This window comes from Shewanella sp. MTB7 (genome assembly GCF_027571385.1).
Classification (GTDB): Bacteria; Pseudomonadota; Gammaproteobacteria; order Enterobacterales; family Shewanellaceae; genus Shewanella.
In genome coordinates this window covers 4,757,812-4,774,722 of record NZ_CP085636.1, presented here as the reverse complement: position 1 = coordinate 4,774,722, position 16,911 = coordinate 4,757,812, and the positions used below count along the sequence as shown (strand labels likewise).

The following is a 16,911-nucleotide window of genomic DNA, read 5'->3' as shown; positions in this document are numbered from 1 at the left end:
CTTTGTCTAACTGCCTGCATATTTTGTTCACTTATGCTGCTATATAGCAGCATAAGTGAACAAAAATAGAAGATTCTTTTGACATCATGAAGAATTTATCGGAGGCAATATGGAAATTGAAGAGTTAACGCTGACAAACAAGATTACAAAAAACGTTTCTATTTTCAAGGTAAATAAGCCTTATACGTTAGACTGTGTGATTGAAAAGCTGAATGTTGATATGAATATGAAATCAGATCCCAACATTCTCAATGATATATTAAAGAATGATATGTACTTATCTGATTTAAAAGGATTTATAGATTTATTAGGGGGAAGGCTTACTTGTCCCCAAGATATGGCTCTCTTTCTTGAGGAGGTGCGTTCGGGGATTGTAAGCAAACATCCTGCTCTGTGTGAGCTTGCTGTTATCGCCGTTCGTGATGATCTTATCTCTGAGCCCAACAATGTACTGATCACACGAACTTTACATTATACATATTTATTAGATTTGTTACTCAAAGCTATGGTGAAAGATCATAGGTTTATGCACCAAGTTTATATACATATCATGGAAAAAAGAAGGGTCACATGCGGTATTAGAGCTGGTTTTATTCGGTCGGCTATTGATATTTATAAACTAACGGGCGATATATTCTCAGTCATCAAGACAAAAACAAAAGATGCTGATTTTAAGCAATATATAACAGTTAGAACCAGAGGTGTAATTAATGATAATGAAATTAGAGGCCGTAGAAACTTCCTAACAGTTAATATCTCAGAGGCGGTTATAGCTGACTTTGTTGCCGGTTACAAAAACAATGCGTTAAGTGGTGCAGTTATCGGCGCAATTAAAATCAAAAATGTCAGTATCTCTGAGGGAGATAGATCTCTTAAGTTGGAGCTATCCCAAGAGTGGTGCAGTTTATATCACACTTGGAATTTTTGTTTTATGACGCCAAAACTCGATTTTTTGCAGATCTTATATCCGAAGCTATTGGCCCCTGTTGTTGCGAATGCAGATCCGAATGACTATATCTTTGTAAGAGGGATGGGTCTCTGGCTTTCTATTAATTCTGGACTGTTTAAGAAAGCAAAAAAAGAAGTTTCACCTGTTTTACTCAATAGAGGCGCTCTTGCAAAAATATGGGGAGAAATCAATTTAAAGTATGCAAAAGAGCTTTATCAAAAAGAGCGAAGCATGCAACTGCAAGGTTTTGGCACCATATTCATGTCGAACCCCAGACTCTTTATTAAGAAAGCGCAGGTACTCTTCGGTTCTATAGTGAGAAAATACTAATATCTTACTTGAATTTTTACTTTTCATGATGTTTTGCCTTGCAATAGATTATGGGAATTTTAATGACGATGGCGTGATGGTCATCCGCCATTGTCAGTCATAAGAAATAGTGATAGTCATTGAAGGTCATGTAAATAAAACGTGACGATAGATATACCTTCTTCGATGGGGTTTAATGCACTTTATTCTGCGTTATTGATTTTGCTAAGGGAGCAACCATTAACTACAAACAATGTAATCACCATGATGTGAATGTCAGTCATGCTGGAGCATATTATGGGCCTTGCCTAGAGTGTATTAAATTCCCGCTGAATCCTGCAATTCCAAGTCGCTTGTGTATATATTCACTAAGGTAGAGCAAACGTGAGTTTTTTTGTTATAAACTTGCTCGATGGGAGCCTGTTATTGGTTTAGATGATGGGGATCAGGTACACTAGCGCCTTTGTCAGCGAAGTAAGTATAAAAATGGAAACTTTGAACAATCTGTATCCGGTGATTAAGCACCTTCATTTGACTCTGGTTGCAGCGAGCGTACTCTTTTTTATCGTACGTTTTGTGCTACACCTTCGTGAATCTCCTGTGATGGAAAAGAAGCTAGTTAAAATAGCTCCCCATGTGATTGATACTTTTTTAATTTTATCCGGCCTTACCTTGTGCTTCATTATCAATCAATATCCATTTGTGGATCCTTGGTTAACAGAAAAACTAGGTGCAGTAGCCGCTTATATTGTATTAGCTACGATAGCTCTAAAGGCTAATCGCAATAAGCTATTTAAAGTTTTTGCAGCCTTAGGTGCTATTGCTTGGGTGGTATACGCCGCTAAGCTAGCCGTGTTTAAACAAGCCATGTTGTTAGGATAATAACCACTTTGCCACTTAAAAATGAGATTGAACTGCCTGAAATGGCATTTGAGATCGGCGCACATCTCAACTTTTCTAAAGTTGAGTCTGCTAACTGGGCTTGGCTGGAACTTGCAGGCTCAGTGCTTAGCCATTATGTTGTCGATCGACATGAACGACTTGCCAAATTATTACATTGGTTCTACCAAGATTTAGGCTTTTGTATACGTGAGCCCTATTTCAGTGTTGAAGCGGCAGATCTGGGGACGTGTATTAGTAGTCGTCAGGGAAATAGCACTACGTTAGCGACGGTATTGATGCTGCTTGCCAAACAGTTAGATCTTAAGCTGGAACCTCTTCTTCTGCCGGGCACCACTGTACTTAGTAGTAAAATCGATGATGTGGTTAAATATATCGATCCGTTAAACGGCAATGAGTTAACTCGTCACCAGTTACATGTTTTAGTTCGTGGTGAGTTGGGTAACGGCGTGCCGTTTAAAGCTAGCTATCTTAAGCCTGTCAGTTTGAAGCGCTTGGTGTCGAGAATGATCCATGAGCTTAAAGCGGGTTGTATCGTTTCGCACAAGTTTGAACCTGCCATGGAGTGCTGTAATTTATTGCTACAGTGGCATCCTGATGATCTTAATTTGAATCGTGAGCGTGCTTTTATTGCTCAGCAATTGGGTTGTATCAGTGTCGCCGCGGCTGATCTTAAGCATTTTGTTGATAACAGTCCCCATGATCCTGTTATTGAGTTGGTGAAGATGCAGCTGAAGGAGTTACGAGAAGAGCAAGAGGTATATCATTAGTTCGACACGTTAATAACGGTAGGTCATACCTACCGTTTAACGCGATATTTCTAGAAATATTAAATAGCTAAAAATCAAAAATAAATAAATAGAAATTAAAATAATAATAAATTTATGGATTGGAGAACACACCGCTATGAGCAGTACTGCACTGGTAACTAATGATGCCACAGGCCTAGGCATTTTGGCCGTTATTTTGGGATTTGTATTTTACACAAGCAATAGTCAAAACCGATTTTGGATGAAGTTCTACACCTTTATTCCTGCACTGCTGATGTGCTACTTTTTACCTTCACTACTTAACACCTTCAACATCATCGACAGTCACACATCGCAACTCTATTTCGTCGCTTCGCGTTACCTTTTACCAGCTTGTTTAGTGCTGCTGATTTTAAGCGTTGATCTTAAGGCCATTATCTCCTTAGGCCCTAAAGCGCTTATCATGTTTTTAACGGGAACTGTCGGCATTGTGATTGGTGGCCCTATAGCGTTACTTATCGTTTCTGCGATGAACCCTGAAGTATTGGGTGTTCAAGGACCAGAAGCTGTGTGGCGGGGTATGACTACGTTAGCGGGAAGTTGGATTGGTGGTGGCGCCAATCAAGCTGCTATGAAAGAGATCTATGAGGCGGGTGGTGACATCTTCTCTATCATGGTCACTGTTGATGTAATCGTGGCGAATATCTGGATGGCAGTCTTGCTGTTTATGGCCTCCAAAGCGAAGCAGATTGATGCGAAAACAGGAGCGGATACGACCGCACTGCAAGCATTAAAAGATAAAGTGGAGAAGTATCACGCTGAAAATGCCCGCATTCCGAGTCTTAAAGATTTGATGATGATCGTGGCAATTGGTTTCGGTATCACTGGGCTTGCTCATGTGATTGCCGATTTCTTGGGCCCTTTCTTTGAGTTAAATTATCCTTGGACGCGAGATTACAGTCTGACCTCTAAGTTCTTCTGGTTGATAGTGACGGTGACAACAATTGGTTTAGCCATGTCGTTTAGCCCGGTCCGTCATCTTGAGGCGGCAGGGGCTTCTAAAGTGGCTACGGCATTTCTTTATATTTTAGTGGCAACCATCGGCTTACACATGGATGTCTCTAAACTGTTTGATCCCGAGAACCTTTGGTATTTTGCTATCGGTATTATCTGGATGCTGGTTCACGCGTGTCTGATGTTGATTGTGGCAAAATTGATAAAAGCGCCGCTGTTTTATATGGCGGTGGGTAGTCAGGCTAATGTTGGCGGCGCGGCATCGGCTCCAGTGGTCGCGGCAGCTTTCCACCCTTCATTGGCGCCAGTCGGTGTATTATTGGCGGTATTAGGCTATGCTGTCGGCACTTATATGGCTTGGATATGCGGCCAGATCTTGCAGGCAATAGCGAGCTAAGTTAGCCGTTACTAAATTGATTAACGCCAAGGTATTGCCTTGGCTCTTTAAGAGAGAAATACTGATGAGTAATAAAACCATAGGGTTAGGTTCAATCGAAATCGCAAACGATAAACCTTTTGTGTTGTTTGGCGGTATGAATGTACTTGAGTCTCGTGACTTAGCAATGAAAATTGCAGAAATATATGCCGAGATCACTCAGAAATTGGGTATTCCTTATGTATTCAAAGCCTCTTTCGATAAGGCTAACCGCTCTTCAGTCAACTCTTACCGTGGTCCAGGTATGGAAGAGGGATTAAAGATCTTTCAAGAGATCAAATCAACCTTCAACTTGCCATTGATCACCGATGTACATGAGATTTACCAGTGTGCACCTGTTGCTGAAGTGGTTGATATTATCCAGTTGCCGGCTTTCCTAGCACGCCAGACCGATCTGGTTGTGGCTATGGCTAAAACGGGGGCCATCATCAATGTAAAGAAACCTCAGTTTTTAGCTCCCCATGAGATGCGTCACATCATCAGTAAGTTTAATGAAGCTGGCAATGACAAGATCATCCTGTGTGAGCGTGGTTCAAGTTTCGGTTACAACAACTTAGTGGTTGATATGCTTGGCATGGATGAGATGAAACAGACGGGTTATCCAGTGATTTTTGATGCTACTCACGCGCTTCAGCGTCCAGGTGGCCGTGCAGACAGTGCTGGTGGTCGTCGCGCTCAAGCTACCGAACTTGCTCGTAGTGGTATGGCTCTTGGTCTTGCAGGTCTGTTTATCGAGGCGCATCCAGATCCTGACAATGCTAAATGTGATGGCCCTTGTGCGCTGCCACTGAATCAATTAGAGAATTATCTGACACAGATGAAGGCTGTCGATGATTTAGTTAAGTCATTCGATGCGATTGATACCAGCAAATAAGACCTTTTGACCGTATCTAGATATTTTCCTAGTACTAACATTGGTTGACGATTTTTACTGAGCCAGTAGCAACTTACTACTGGCTTTTTATTATTCATTTCGTTGATAGTGAGTATACGTAATTTTTCGCTATTCTCGGTCGTTTGTCCACGGGCGATGGGATATCCTTAGTTCAATTAATACCCTCCTAGAAGTTATCAATTATATATGTGGATCTTGTTTACCTTCCTCGCAGCTGCTATGCAGGCATGGCGTAATGCATTTCAAAGTCAGCTGAGTAAAGAGGTGAGTATTGCAGGAGTCACTCTGACGCGCTTTCTATGGGCTGGCCCCATCGCAGTACTCTATCTTGCCGGACTTCAACTGTGGCGGCCTGTGGCGTTACCTAGCTTCACTGTCGAGTTTGCTTTCTATGTCTTAGGGGCATCAGCGATGCAGATCCTTGCTACGGCCTTGATGGTAAAGTTATTTAAATTGAAAAACTTTGCCGTTGGTGCCGGTTTGGCGAAGAGTGAAGCCTTAGTCGCCGCTGTACTCGGGGTTATTTTTTTTGGTACTCAGTTATCACTGCTAGGTTGGTTAGGCGTCTTGATTGGTGGTTTAGCTGTGTTTTTGATGAGCAGCCGTCAGGGACTTAAAGATATCTCTTTGCCAACTGCACTTACTGGTTTGGCTTGTGGTACCGCGTTCGCATTAACTTCACTTTGGGTACGAGAGGCAAGCTTGAGTTTAGCTTTACCCTTTCCCTATAGTGCTGCTTGGGTATTACTGCTGGTTATCTCTATTCAGACCGTGGTGTTGTTGATCTACATCTCGGTGAAGGAGAGCGACACATTCGCCATGCTTTGGCATAGGCCTAAGCTTACTCTATTAATCAGTACTACCAGTTGTATAGGCTCTATCGGTTGGTTTAGCGCCATGTCTTTGCAGGCGGTTCCTTATGTGAAAACATTGGGTCAAATAGAGATTTTCTTTACCTTATTAATTGCCATTTTTTGGCTTCAAGAGCGGATGAAAATTAAGGATATGCTGGGGCTGATACTGATAGCGATTGCTGCAATGTTGGTCATGTGGGGCTAGCGGCTCAATTTTTGACTTAAGGCGATAACTATCTGCGCGCAAAAAATGCCTATGCCTGCACCGGCTAACAGGTCGCCTAAGTAGTGAAAATTTTGCGCGAGCTGACCGATAAATACACCTAGCATGGTTACTATCCAAAGTAGGCGGTAGCGGGGTAGGTGATACCAGAATACGCTGGCCAGCGCGAAAGTAAAAAGCGCATGGCCAGAAGGAAATGAGTTGTACGCTAGGCCTTCAGCAAATGGATGAAACCCCTCAACGCGATCATTAATCCAAGAGGGATTGTTATCGACCCAAGTTTGCGGCCAAGTACGGCCGAAGAGAGCTTTTGCTCCGATGCGGATTATCGATGCCAGCAGAAGAGTGAGCACTAAATGGATGGCTAAATCGGAAAACCTTTTTCTTACTTTGGGGGCGATGCAGCTTATTAGTACAACCACGGCAAGACCTTCCAGAAACAGTGGGATATTACTGAGCAATTTAGTGAATGAATTGGCAAAGTCTTGTTGATAAATGAAGTCGGCTAAATTACGGTCAATGAAAAAAATGTTCAACAGTGTGAGGCAAAGTATGCCTGTGTAGAAGATGGCGCTTTTTTTTACAGAGTAAAAAGGAGAGAGGTATTGGGGTGTCGGCATGGTATTGACTCTAAGATTAATTCAATGTTGGCTAATTTACCTTTTTTGAGTAAGAGATGCATGCTTAATGGTATAAGATTTAAATCATTAGACTATGGCATGCATCAATTGAGTTAATTCCTTAACCTCTTAAACTCTCAATCAAGTAACTCAAACTAGACGTCTTATTGGCTTCAATATCACTTATGTTATGTATTTCAGAATCATTATTTTGCTGATTATGGATAACAAACTTAGGTGGTGTTAACCAGTTTCGTTGTACTAATTCATCGATAAGATCCAAATATTGAGAACCCGTTTTTCCGATCATAAGATTAGTTAGATCACGTTCAGCTGATAGCTGTTTTATGGTGACAAATCCGCTTAGATAGAGATGATCTTTGGTTAATCCACCACCTCGATATACTCGAGTTGTGGTGACAAAGGCATCATCTTCTTTCATCCCTAGCTCATCGACTAAATAGCTGTAAGTCTGGTAGAAGTTTTGCTCTTTGAGCATGGAGTCTACCGCGAGTACTCGATAAGCAAGGGTGTTAAGCCTGTTATGAGCCATGTAACCGGCATTGTATTCCGCCATGATGGCCAAGCCTTCTTGGGTTTCGGTCGCTCCCGGTAGGCCTAAACGTAGTGCTTTTAATGCTTGGTGACGAGCGTTTAATGTCGTCGCCATATGAACACCTAGTTCATGATGGTTTAACCGCTGAACCTCTGCATAGCTAAATTTTGCGTGAGTATTTACTTTAAGTTGCGGTGGGGTTGAGCTCACCATAGCGCGAGCTAGAATAGAGCTGCTTAGATTAACTTTACACTTCATTCCCCAGTCACTTGCTTGCTGCTTCATTAGCTCACAAGCACTTTTAGCATCTAGGATCTCGCCGCTATTTTCCTCTATCTCTTTCGCGTAAAGCAGGAATTTAGCGTTATTAATGGATTGAGCGTCGGGTCTTCCATAATGGCGAAGTGAGTTGTATAAAAAGGCCTCTTGACCCACGCTTGACAGTAGATCTATTTGCTCGCTTAGAGAGTGGATCATATCTGAATAGAGCTGCTTCATGGCTGGATCTAAGATGCTTTCTATTGGTACTCGATATAAATTGTACTTGAATGCATTGGCATCGATGGGCAGTTGTCGATAGTGAAAATTGGGTTTAAATCGGCTAGGAGCTCGCTCAAATCGATGTCGCTCCATGGTTAAGTTAACCGGATTTACATATTTTAGGGTCTCCACTCCCTGAGCTAACTTATATATCAAAGCGTCGACATTAAGCACGGCAGGCTCTATCGCAGAGCTGAGCATGTTAGCTCCGCATACTTTGTTCTTTTGATTTATTTTTCGTTGGAAAAAAGCACTGGTTTCACTTAATGACTGTTTTAACCCCAGCTTAAGTGCGTCAACAACCAGAGGAAATACATCCCCATTTTGAGCATCTAAATAGACTTTCTTTATGTGTATGGCTAGGACTAGAGTGCGATCAAAATGCGCATTAGTGTGGGTGGTGAGGTATCCCATACCACGGCTGATGACATTTAGCGCAACTGATGTGTCCATATTGGGTACAGATGTTTTTGTCAGTTCTGAATGAAACTTATTAACCACTGATTGCCATCTCGACATATCAATTTGAGTGGTCGAAATATCGAACAGTGGCGCTGATGTATCAGCTTCCTGAGGCGTATAGGCTTTGATATCAAATACGATAACCTTGCCAAACAGGGATTCTAATTTCGTAATTAAGGCGGTGTAGATCTGAAAAAATGCGTCGTGCTTGTTATGACTTATTAATCTTTGCGTTGCACTCAGAGGTCTCTTCCAAAGCGCCTGTTCTGTCATTAGCTTGTAGGACGTTGACAATGCTTTTGGATAATCGAGATCATATTCAAGTCGTGAGTCAAGGCTGCTTAGCGTGATAGGCTGTGAGGCGATGAGTTCATAGGTCAATCTAGCTTCATGACTATCACGCTCTTCAGCGGTAAGTAAACAGTATTTTAGTCGATCTTCTCGTAATTCATGACCCGTATGGATGGCTGTGCAAACAACTGGAAGGTATTGCTCTATCTTAATATAACAACCTGAAGAGGAGAGTTGTCCTGCAAAAACCTCGCCTTGTTTGATAAAATCTAAAATTTCTTCAAGGCTATATCGTTGCATTTAGTTGTGCACTCTCATCAGATTTTATGTTTGTTATTGGCATCATCTCAGCAGGAGCTTTGTAAGAGTAAGTGCTGTTAAGAGTATGAAACTGCCTGGGTTCTCGCGATAGTTTGATGTATTTCATCCACACTAGTTCGAGTTTAGTTTTTGCTTGATCAGGCTGGGTTAATACACGAATAAAGTGGTCTTCTTCTAAGGTTTGTGGTGAAAATAAACCTGATTCCAAGTTCAAAAGGGTCTCACCATAGAGACTGAGTAGTTCAGACTCTGCTAATGAAAAGTCTCCGCACTTTCTAAATCCCCGAGGAAAGTTGGTATTATCGATAAAACATTTTTGACCGCAACGAATTGACTCTTCAGACATAGTAGACCTCAGAAATTTTATTATTATTAATGGTTTTTAAACGTTAGATTAATTTGAAATTAGAATTTTTTTCCCAAAAAGAGAAACAATATATTTTTGTCGTAACCATAAGAATTTATTGTTATTCTCCAGTGGGCTCTAAATGGAGTCGACATAAGAAAAGTCGATGGACGTCAAAGTATTTAAAACTTTCTTAGAGGTAGCTAAAACTCGCCATTTTGGCCGTGCTGCCGAGAATTTATATATCACTCAAGCTGCTGTGAGTGCACGAATAAAACAACTTGAATTATTCTTTGGACGGACATTATTTATCCGACATCGAAACAGTATCAAGTTAACCCCATCCGGAGAGCGGTTAATTGTCTATGCCGAAGTGATGGTCAGCACTCTTGAACATGCTAAAAATGAGTTAACGCTTGCTGATAATAAAACTCTGCAACTGACGCTTGGGGGAACCCCAAATATTTGGGATGCCTACTTGCAACAATGTTTAAGTGAGGTGGCTGAAGCCTTTTGTGGCTATGGATTTCAGGCGGAAGTTCTGAGTCGTGAATTGTTGAATCGGCGTTTATTAGAACGAACCTTAGATATGGCGTTTGCATTTGAACCGCTTAAGTGTGATGAATTAGTCAGCAAGAAAATAGTCGATATTAGACTTGAGTTAGTGGCTACTTCTCAGTGCTCAGTTGATGAAGCCTTATCTCAGCGGTATGTCTATGTTGATTGGGGGACTCGTTTCTCGTCCGAGCATGCTGAGCGCCATGGTCAAAAGAGTGCGCCTTACCTTCGTACCTCAACAGGAGGGATTGCGTTAGCTTTTATCCTGCAAAAAGGCGGAGCCGCTTACTTGCCAAACTCAATTACAACCCCTTATCTCACGACTAAACAACTCTATCATGTTAAAGAGAGCGAGCCATGGGATAGACCTGTTTACCTCATCTATAGACGGGACACTATTTCACATGATGCCATCGTTAAAATAGAGCGTTTAGTGATGACATGAGTGTCACTGTTTTTTTGCTCTTTTCATTGCAATGGCGATACAGATGCCAGCGCCGCCCCAAGTAATAAGTAGGGCAAATGTCATCATGATTATGGCGCCTGTACTCATAATTCCTCCTGTTTGGTTGCTAGATTGATTAATAGAGAGATAAACAGCATAAAGGCAATCAGTCCCCAGCCTAATAGCAGTTGATCTGTAATGGGGTAATCTCCATAGCCATTATTAAATGTATTGATAAGATTTTTAACTAAAATAATTGCCAACATACTCGGACTGATAAAGCGTAAACAAATGTCTATCCAACGGCCAACACTAAAGTCAGAAATTTGATTAGCGTATTGTCGAATATCGGCAATTTTAAACAACCAAGCCAGTATGATTAGTTCAATGAAGCAACTCGCGAGTAAAGCGACATTATTGATAAAGTAATCGATTATATCCAGTAGTAGCAACCCGCCATTTGTCGCAAATGCCATGGAGATAGTGAACCCAGTTCCGCAGACGATGAGTGCTGCTTTTTTTCGTGGCATGCACAATTTATCCATCAGGGCGGACGTTACCGCTTCAATGATCGAAATGTGAGAACTGAGTCCAGCAACGACTAAGGCAAAGAAGAAGATCGGACCGAAAATGTAGGGAGCGGGGAGTAAGTTAATCGCTGCAGGTATGGTCACAAAGGCCAAACCTACACCCGATGAAACCACCTCTGTTAAAGGTTTCGCTTGTTCTTGAGCCATGTAACCGAGTATGGCAAAAATGAGTATGCCTGCAAGAATAGAGAAACCACAGTTGATTAAAACCGTCATAAAGGCATTATTATTGATGTCTGATTTTTCAGGTAAGTAGCTTGAGTAAGCCAACATGATGGCAAAGCCGACACTTAGGGAGAAGAAAATTTGACCATAGGCTGCAGACCATACCTTGGCATCGAGTATCTTGCTAAAGTCTGGTTGAAATAGATAGTTAAGTCCTTCTAAGGCGCCAGGTAGAAAGACCATTCTTCCGATCAGGAGTAACACCATGATAAAGAGTAGGGGCATCATTATTTTACTGGCGCGTTCTATTCCCCCTTTTACACCGGTAAAAATAGCCATTAAGGTAATGGACCAAGCTAAGGTCATTGGTATGGCAATGTTGAGCTGGAAATCGCCTAAATTGGTGGGAGAGTGCTCCCCTATCTTTAAATATTCATTGAAGAAAAAAGCATTGGTGTCGACGCCCCAACTTTGATTAAACGAAAAACCCAGAAAGGAGATTGCCCATCCTATGACGGCCGCATAGTAGATGCCAATGACGGCGGCAATAGAGACTTGAAACCACCCAAGCCATTCAAGCCTGAGGCCATAACTCTCCCCCAACTTAGCGAAAACTTTAGGCGCAGCTCCACGTAGCTTATGACCTAGGCTGAATTCCATAATCATGAAGGGGATCCCAGCAGTGAGCATGGCAAAAAGATAGGGAATGAAGAAAGCCCCGCCGCCATTTTCATAAGCCATATAGGGGAAACGCCAAATGTTACCAAGTCCGATTGCTGAGCCCACAGCGGCGAGTATAAAGCCAACCCGTGAATTCCATTGTTCTCTTTGCATAAGTTCTACTTTTATCTAATTATTTTTTAACACAGTAGTTAGATATGAGTATGCCGTCTGACGTTTATTTTTCAAGCTATTTTGTTGAGCAGGTGTTGCATGTGTTATTTCGCTGCTGTTTTTGCGTTAAGTTAAATTTAGCGGAATAATTAGGTTGAAAGGACCTAGGTCGGATACATGGATTCAATTGTGGTGATTTGATTATATAGGTCTTCATTGATTTTACAGGCCATATCGTGGACTCGTGCACGCGCTATGATATAGCCATTAATCGAACCCACTTCAGTCTGCCGTTTGTTCACGACATCTTGATGCATTGAAGAGAAGTTGTTAGCGGTGAGTTTAATCACCTCATACACCCGGTTGGTAAGTACTAACTCGTCGAGTTCAATCCCGTCGGCTTTAGCAACCATAACCAGCTCTGAGATGAGCTGATTGATAATTGGCGTATAGCGAATATCTACTAAGGCGCCATTGCGACAGTCTTCTATCGCTGTCAGTGGGTTGATAGCCGCATTGATAGCCAGTTTTTGCCAAAGCAAAGGCAAAATAGGTTCGCACCATTGACTCAGTGGAATAGCATCAAGCAATCGCTGCTTAAGTTTATTTGAGAGTCGAGGCCCGCTAACGTGTCCTAATTGAGAACTGCCACAACCAGTTTGCTGTATATGCAGATTGGCAAGCTTTAGTGCACCTTGTGAAGTTGTTCCTACACTTAATCCATGAGTAGATAGCCGCTTTTTCACCTGAAGATGTGGCCCCATCCCGTTATGCAGCAATAGGATATGACAGTGCTTAGGAAGGCGAGTGAGGATTGAGTCGATGGCCTCATTAACTTGATAAGCTTTTACACAGACAATGATGAGTTGGGTGTCTTGCATTATGTGAGCTAATTTGTCATCAACGCCTGGCTGAATTACTGAGGAACAAAATGGGGCAGATAAGCTGGATATTTGATTTTCTAAGGAGGTAAAAGTAAGTGTTTGCTTACTTGTATTTATCGTTCTGGTGATAAAGTAGGGCGCGCAGCCTATCGCCATCAATTGATGGAACAAGAGTTGCCCTATTGCTCCGGCACCTAAGATTGCGATTTCTGATTCTGATGCCAAAGTTGATGTCAATTTGTCTTTGCTCATAACGGGTTTCCTTGACTTATTCGGGCTCAGAAATACCAGACGCCTTGATATATCGTAGGTAACTCCAATGACAAAAATAGAATAGTAAAACTCCAAGCATATCGGCAACAAAGTCGGCTATTGAAGCGCTGCGGTAGGGCAATGTCGATTGCACTAATTCGATAAAAATACCATAACAAGCAAGCGTTATCGCGAGCAGATACCATTTGGGTTTAAAGGCGAGATGAGTCAAATAAGAGAGGCAAAAAAAGCTACCAAAATGGCCAATTTTATCCATGTTGGGGATGGTCTGAGGGAGCATAAAAGGGTAGTTGGGTCGGGAAAACACCAGATAACTGATCGCCATAAGTGTTACGAGCAAAGCCAACTTAAAAATATTTTGTCTAGATATCACTGGTTCAGGCGCATTTGGTCATTTGAGCCATCATAGGAAAATGTTGCTTCCTTGTCACCTATAAAAATAACAAATTTAATCGTATATGTTATCTACCACGTTTCTAGTCTCGATTAGACTTCTGAGGTAAACTACGGCCACGATAAATACAGGTATAGGACACATGAAATGCCTTCAATGGATATAGTTTCAGAAGTCGATGAAGTTGAACTAAGAAACGCTGTAGATAATTCAGTGCGTGAGCTCAAAACACGTTTTGATTTTCGCGGCAAAGAAGCGAGTATCGAATATAAAGATCATATCGTAACGCTGTCGGCAGAAGATGATTTTCAGTGTCTACAATTGGTGGATATTTTACGTATGCAACTGAGCAAGCGTAATGTTGATCCGGCCTCTATGGATGTCGACGATAAATCAGTGCACAGTGGTAAGACATTCTCATTGAAAGTTCGCTTTAAAGAAGGCATTGAAGTTCTTACTGCTAAGAAATTAGTTAAGATGATTAAAGACAGTAAGTTAAAGGTACAGTCTTCAATTCAGGGCGATTCTGTTCGTATCACAGGCAAGAAGCGTGATGATCTGCAAGCGGTAATGGCATTAGCACGTGAATCAGGTCTAGATCAGCCATTTCAGTTTAATAATTTCCGAGATTAATTTTTTTTTGTGAAAAATTAAGATAAAAGAGGTTTAAAGAATAGTGCTTTAAACCTCTTTTTAGTAAGAGCTAAGTCTTAGTCATAGAAGCTTTAGTCGGATGTGTCTCTATTATCATTAACCTTATTTAGAACATCATGATGACGAGTGCGTTTGTCGACAATATAGACAAGGAATAATACGGGAAAACCGATCACGCTGGCGGTAATAAAGAAGTTGATGTAACCGAAAGCATCAACATAGGCGCCGGAGAAACCGGCAATGAATTTGGGAAATAGCAACATTATTGAAGATAACAGGGCATATTGAGTCGCACTGTAGCCTGTACTGGTTAAGCTGGACAAATAGGCAATAAAGGCTGCGGTTGCTATACCTGCACTAAAGTTATCGATAGAGATGATAACGGTGAGTAGAGGGATGTCATAACCGATCACGGCCTGATAGGCGAAGAGCAAGTTAGTCACCGCAACCAGCAAGGCACCCAGAAATAGGATCTTCATGGTGCCGTAACGTGCCAGCAATATCCCCCCGAATCCTGCACCGACTAAGGTCATTATTAGACCGTATATTTTACTTATTGCGGCAATTTCATCTTTAGCAAAACCCATGTCCACATAAAAAACATTGGCCATAATTCCCATCACTATATCTGATATTCGGTAGCATGAGATCAGCAGTAAAATAAGGATTGCATTGCGACCATAACGTTTAAAGAAGTCTAAAAAAGGTAAAACACTGGCGGTGTAAAACCAAGATAAGGTACTAGCAACTACTTTAGGATAACGCTGGTTAAATTCTTTTCTAATTTGCTGTTCTTGTTCATCAGCAAGTTTCATTTCAACTTCAGGCTCTTTGCTAAAAAGGGTGGTAAGAATCCCCACCGACATCAGGCCTGCCATGATCAGATAGGCGGTTTGCCAAGCCATGAGATTATATGCATCACTACTCGGCTCTATCCAAGCGGCAATGGTCAGGGCGCCTGCTGTGGCCACAATCATGGCGCTGCGATAACCGACTTGATACGCGGCAGCGAGGGCGGCCTGCATCTTTTCTGGAGCAGATTCAATACGAAAGGCATCGATGACAATATCTTGGGTGGCCGAGGCAAATGCGACCATCAGTGCAAAGAGAGCGAGTCGTTGCAAATCTTTAACGGGATCGCTAAATGACATGCCTACGATAGCTGCTACTAACAGTATTTGTGCAAATAACATCCAGCCTCGGCGGCGGCCTAACAGACGGGTTAATATTGGCAATGAAAGCCTATCAACTAAGGGAGACCATGCCCATTTGAAGCCATAAGCGAGGGCTATCCAACTAAAGTAACCTATGGCTGTTCTGTCGATTCCGGCCTCTCTAAGCCAAAAGGAGAGAGTAGAGAAGACCAGCATCAAAGGAAGGCCTGCTGAGAAGCCAAGTAGTAATAGGACTAAAACTCGTTTATGGCAATAAATGGAGAGCGCATCTTTGAAGCGAGAAAGCGATGAGTTTGCTGTTAAAGACATAAAAGAGGTTCTAAGTTGTTATTAGGACTAGCTTAAGGGGGGGCGTAATTTGGTTCAAGGTAAAAAGTGTTACCAGCCGCAATTAAACACTTTTAATATAAAAAACCCAGACAAGTTGTCTGGGTTTTGTTTTTTTAACTTACTCGAAGCTGGGTCTATTACCTATACATCCTCTAGGTATTTGCCCCCCGATACTGAGAAAATCACAACATTCATCTATCTGTTTACGTAGATATTGATTGCCGCGGATCATCCAGTCGGGCCATCGGTCAAAGGCATGTAAAAGGTGCCAAAAAACTCGCTCTACATCCGTTTGCGCGTCACCCTGATGATTGAACTGTTGCCACTCTTCTAGGGTGTCCCATAAATATAGCTGTACCTCATTAAAATCGAGCTGATTACTCAGAAACGCTTTTCCATATTGGGCCAGCTGGGGCGCTTTATTATCGATGAACTCATTAGGTGTCATCGGTCGCCTCCTTATTAGTGCTCATTGAGTATAGATGCAAATGAGACGTAATTGCTGACTATTTGTGAATAATAATGAGTAATGGAAGAGTTATTTTCTCGGCAGCAAAGTTGCCTTCTCTAAGATAATGTCTTTTATAGGAAAGTCTGGCCATTGAAGTTTCAAATTTTGTTCAGTCTTTACATTCGACATTGCTTGAATAATCTCAGCACCTTCAACTACTTCACCAAATACAGCATAGCCCCAACGTCTGGATGATGGGTCCAATCTGTCATTCTCGCCAACATTAAAGTAAAACTGGCTGGTGGCTGAGTGAGGGTTCTGATCTCTTGCCATGGCAATAGTACCAAAGGTATTTGATAATCCATTACCTGATTCGTTGACAATAGGGGAGGCAACAGGTCTCTCTTCTTGTTTAAGATCTAAACCGCCACCTTGCACGACAAACTCGGCAATAACACGGTGAAAAAGCGTATTATCATAGTGGCCATTAACGACGTAGGTGAGAAAGTTATCGACGGTGATCGGTGCTCGAGTTCTGTCGAGCTCAACCACTATCTTGCCCATACTCGTATCGAGTTGCACTTGTGGGTAGAGAGTATTGGGTTGAATGTCGATAGCCAGCGCAGCTTGGCTTAGACACAATAAAATTAGGGCGTTAAATAAACGGAACATAAGGCTTCCTTGTTATTGCTT

The 16,911-nt window shown here is 42.0% G+C and carries 18 protein-coding genes; 8 read left to right on the top strand and 10 right to left on the bottom strand.

Going from position 1 to position 16,911, the window contains the following annotated elements; translation table 11 throughout:
• The first annotated feature begins 109 nt into the window (after nt 1–109).
• From HWQ47_RS20705 to HWQ47_RS20680, 6 genes are all read left to right on the top strand, one after another.
• The gene (locus HWQ47_RS20705; protein ID WP_269967913.1) at nt 110–1,279 is read left to right on the top strand and encodes a hypothetical protein; all 1,170 of its coding nucleotides are present in this window, start codon (nt 110–112) and stop codon (nt 1,277–1,279) included.
• A gap of 465 nt (nt 1,280–1,744) precedes the next feature.
• Nucleotides 1,745–2,140 carry a SirB2 family protein gene (locus HWQ47_RS20700; RefSeq protein WP_269967912.1) on the top strand — a complete coding sequence of 132 codons (396 nt, stop codon included), beginning with the start codon at nt 1,745–1,747 and terminating at the stop codon, nt 2,138–2,140.
• A 41-nt stretch (nt 2,141–2,181) separates the two neighbouring features.
• Nucleotides 2,182–2,928 (top strand): transglutaminase family protein, encoded by a 747-nt coding sequence (locus HWQ47_RS20695; protein ID WP_269971815.1) that lies wholly within the window; start codon nt 2,182–2,184, stop codon nt 2,926–2,928.
• A 136-nt stretch (nt 2,929–3,064) separates the two neighbouring features.
• Nucleotides 3,065–4,318, top strand: a complete 1,254-nt coding sequence (locus HWQ47_RS20690) for a DUF819 family protein (RefSeq protein WP_269967911.1) — start codon at nt 3,065–3,067, stop codon at nt 4,316–4,318.
• Between the two features lie 64 nt (nt 4,319–4,382).
• Complete coding sequence (gene kdsA / locus HWQ47_RS20685) at nt 4,383–5,231, top strand: 3-deoxy-8-phosphooctulonate synthase (RefSeq protein WP_269967910.1); 849 nt, start codon at nt 4,383–4,385, stop codon at nt 5,229–5,231.
• Nucleotides 5,232–5,438: 207 nt separating this feature from the next.
• Nucleotides 5,439–6,311, top strand: coding sequence for a DMT family transporter (locus tag HWQ47_RS20680; RefSeq protein WP_269967909.1), 873 nt, complete (start codon nt 5,439–5,441; stop codon nt 6,309–6,311).
• On the opposite strand, the gene HWQ47_RS20675 is transcribed toward HWQ47_RS20680, so the two are convergent.
• The 3 genes from HWQ47_RS20675 to HWQ47_RS20665 form a co-directional block, all read right to left on the bottom strand.
• Nucleotides 6,308–6,949 (bottom strand): phosphatase PAP2 family protein, encoded by a 642-nt coding sequence (locus HWQ47_RS20675; RefSeq protein ID WP_269967908.1) that lies wholly within the window; start codon nt 6,947–6,949, stop codon nt 6,308–6,310. The two genes, HWQ47_RS20680 and HWQ47_RS20675, sit on opposite strands and share 4 nt — an antisense overlap.
• A 121-nt stretch (nt 6,950–7,070) precedes the next feature.
• On the bottom strand, nt 7,071–9,098 hold the full coding sequence (locus HWQ47_RS20670) for a flavohemoglobin expression-modulating QEGLA motif protein (RefSeq protein ID WP_269967907.1): 2,028 nt from the start codon (nt 9,096–9,098) through the stop codon (nt 7,071–7,073).
• Complete coding sequence (locus tag HWQ47_RS20665) at nt 9,085–9,465, bottom strand: DUF413 domain-containing protein (protein WP_269967906.1); 381 nt, start codon at nt 9,463–9,465, stop codon at nt 9,085–9,087. Before HWQ47_RS20665 ends, HWQ47_RS20670 begins: the two co-directional genes overlap by 14 nt.
• A gap of 166 nt (nt 9,466–9,631) precedes the next feature.
• On the opposite strand from HWQ47_RS20665, the gene HWQ47_RS20660 reads away from it, so the two are divergent.
• The gene (locus HWQ47_RS20660; RefSeq protein WP_269967905.1) at nt 9,632–10,468 is read left to right on the top strand and encodes a LysR family transcriptional regulator; all 837 of its coding nucleotides are present in this window, start codon (nt 9,632–9,634) and stop codon (nt 10,466–10,468) included.
• Between the two features lie 3 nt (nt 10,469–10,471).
• Here HWQ47_RS20660 and HWQ47_RS20655 read toward each other — a convergent pair whose 3' ends face one another.
• The 4 genes from HWQ47_RS20655 to HWQ47_RS20640 form a co-directional block, all read right to left on the bottom strand.
• Complete coding sequence (locus HWQ47_RS20655; RefSeq protein ID WP_269967904.1) at nt 10,472–10,576, bottom strand: MetS family NSS transporter small subunit; 105 nt, start codon at nt 10,574–10,576, stop codon at nt 10,472–10,474.
• On the bottom strand, nt 10,573–12,057 hold the full coding sequence (locus tag HWQ47_RS20650) for a sodium-dependent transporter (RefSeq protein WP_269967903.1): 1,485 nt from the start codon (nt 12,055–12,057) through the stop codon (nt 10,573–10,575). The genes HWQ47_RS20655 and HWQ47_RS20650 overlap by 4 nt, the downstream gene beginning before the upstream one ends.
• A gap of 164 nt (nt 12,058–12,221) precedes the next feature.
• Complete coding sequence (locus tag HWQ47_RS20645) at nt 12,222–13,193, bottom strand: ketopantoate reductase family protein (protein ID WP_269967902.1); 972 nt, start codon at nt 13,191–13,193, stop codon at nt 12,222–12,224.
• 16 nt (nt 13,194–13,209) lie between these two features.
• Nucleotides 13,210–13,587 carry a VanZ family protein gene (locus tag HWQ47_RS20640; RefSeq protein WP_269967901.1) on the bottom strand — a complete coding sequence of 126 codons (378 nt, stop codon included), beginning with the start codon at nt 13,585–13,587 and terminating at the stop codon, nt 13,210–13,212.
• Nucleotides 13,588–13,755: 168 nt separating this feature from the next.
• Between HWQ47_RS20640 and HWQ47_RS20635 the strand changes: the two genes are divergently transcribed.
• Nucleotides 13,756–14,241 carry a YajQ family cyclic di-GMP-binding protein gene (locus tag HWQ47_RS20635; protein WP_269967900.1) on the top strand — a complete coding sequence of 162 codons (486 nt, stop codon included), beginning with the start codon at nt 13,756–13,758 and terminating at the stop codon, nt 14,239–14,241.
• Nucleotides 14,242–14,333: 92 nt separating this feature from the next.
• Here HWQ47_RS20635 and HWQ47_RS20630 read toward each other — a convergent pair whose 3' ends face one another.
• From HWQ47_RS20630 to HWQ47_RS20620, 3 genes are all read right to left on the bottom strand, one after another.
• Entirely contained in the window at nt 14,334–15,746 is a 1,413-nt protein-coding gene (locus tag HWQ47_RS20630) for an AmpG family muropeptide MFS transporter (RefSeq protein ID WP_269967899.1), read from the bottom strand.
• Between the two features lie 139 nt (nt 15,747–15,885).
• Nucleotides 15,886–16,215 carry a hypothetical protein gene (locus tag HWQ47_RS20625; RefSeq protein WP_269967898.1) on the bottom strand — a complete coding sequence of 110 codons (330 nt, stop codon included), beginning with the start codon at nt 16,213–16,215 and terminating at the stop codon, nt 15,886–15,888.
• A gap of 90 nt (nt 16,216–16,305) precedes the next feature.
• On the bottom strand, nt 16,306–16,890 hold the full coding sequence (locus HWQ47_RS20620) for a peptidylprolyl isomerase (RefSeq protein ID WP_269967897.1): 585 nt from the start codon (nt 16,888–16,890) through the stop codon (nt 16,306–16,308).
• Between the last annotated feature and the right edge of the window lie 21 nt (nt 16,891–16,911).

What these genes read in the sequence shown, in the direction of transcription:
- HWQ47_RS20705 (WP_269967913.1), top strand. Translation starts at nt 110, where the DNA reads ATGGAAATTGAAGAGTTAACGCTGACAAACAAGATTACAAAAAACGTT.
- HWQ47_RS20700 (WP_269967912.1), top strand. Translation starts at nt 1,745, where the DNA reads ATGGAAACTTTGAACAATCTGTATCCGGTGATTAAGCACCTTCATTTG.
- HWQ47_RS20695 (WP_269971815.1), top strand. Translation starts at nt 2,182, where the DNA reads ATGGCATTTGAGATCGGCGCACATCTCAACTTTTCTAAAGTTGAGTCT.
- HWQ47_RS20690 (WP_269967911.1), top strand. Translation starts at nt 3,065, where the DNA reads ATGAGCAGTACTGCACTGGTAACTAATGATGCCACAGGCCTAGGCATT.
- kdsA (WP_269967910.1), top strand. Translation starts at nt 4,383, where the DNA reads ATGAGTAATAAAACCATAGGGTTAGGTTCAATCGAAATCGCAAACGAT.
- HWQ47_RS20680 (WP_269967909.1), top strand. Translation starts at nt 5,439, where the DNA reads ATGTGGATCTTGTTTACCTTCCTCGCAGCTGCTATGCAGGCATGGCGT.
- HWQ47_RS20675 (WP_269967908.1), bottom strand. Translation starts at nt 6,949, where the DNA reads ATGCCGACACCCCAATACCTCTCTCCTTTTTACTCTGTAAAAAAAAGC.
- HWQ47_RS20670 (WP_269967907.1), bottom strand. Translation starts at nt 9,098, where the DNA reads ATGCAACGATATAGCCTTGAAGAAATTTTAGATTTTATCAAACAAGGC.
- HWQ47_RS20665 (WP_269967906.1), bottom strand. Translation starts at nt 9,465, where the DNA reads ATGTCTGAAGAGTCAATTCGTTGCGGTCAAAAATGTTTTATCGATAAT.
- HWQ47_RS20660 (WP_269967905.1), top strand. Translation starts at nt 9,632, where the DNA reads ATGGACGTCAAAGTATTTAAAACTTTCTTAGAGGTAGCTAAAACTCGC.
- HWQ47_RS20655 (WP_269967904.1), bottom strand. Translation starts at nt 10,576, where the DNA reads ATGAGTACAGGCGCCATAATCATGATGACATTTGCCCTACTTATTACT.
- HWQ47_RS20650 (WP_269967903.1), bottom strand. Translation starts at nt 12,057, where the DNA reads ATGCAAAGAGAACAATGGAATTCACGGGTTGGCTTTATACTCGCCGCT.
- HWQ47_RS20645 (WP_269967902.1), bottom strand. Translation starts at nt 13,193, where the DNA reads ATGAGCAAAGACAAATTGACATCAACTTTGGCATCAGAATCAGAAATC.
- HWQ47_RS20635 (WP_269967900.1), top strand. Translation starts at nt 13,756, where the DNA reads ATGCCTTCAATGGATATAGTTTCAGAAGTCGATGAAGTTGAACTAAGA.
- HWQ47_RS20630 (WP_269967899.1), bottom strand. Translation starts at nt 15,746, where the DNA reads ATGTCTTTAACAGCAAACTCATCGCTTTCTCGCTTCAAAGATGCGCTC.
- HWQ47_RS20625 (WP_269967898.1), bottom strand. Translation starts at nt 16,215, where the DNA reads ATGACACCTAATGAGTTCATCGATAATAAAGCGCCCCAGCTGGCCCAA.
- HWQ47_RS20620 (WP_269967897.1), bottom strand. Translation starts at nt 16,890, where the DNA reads ATGTTCCGTTTATTTAACGCCCTAATTTTATTGTGTCTAAGCCAAGCT.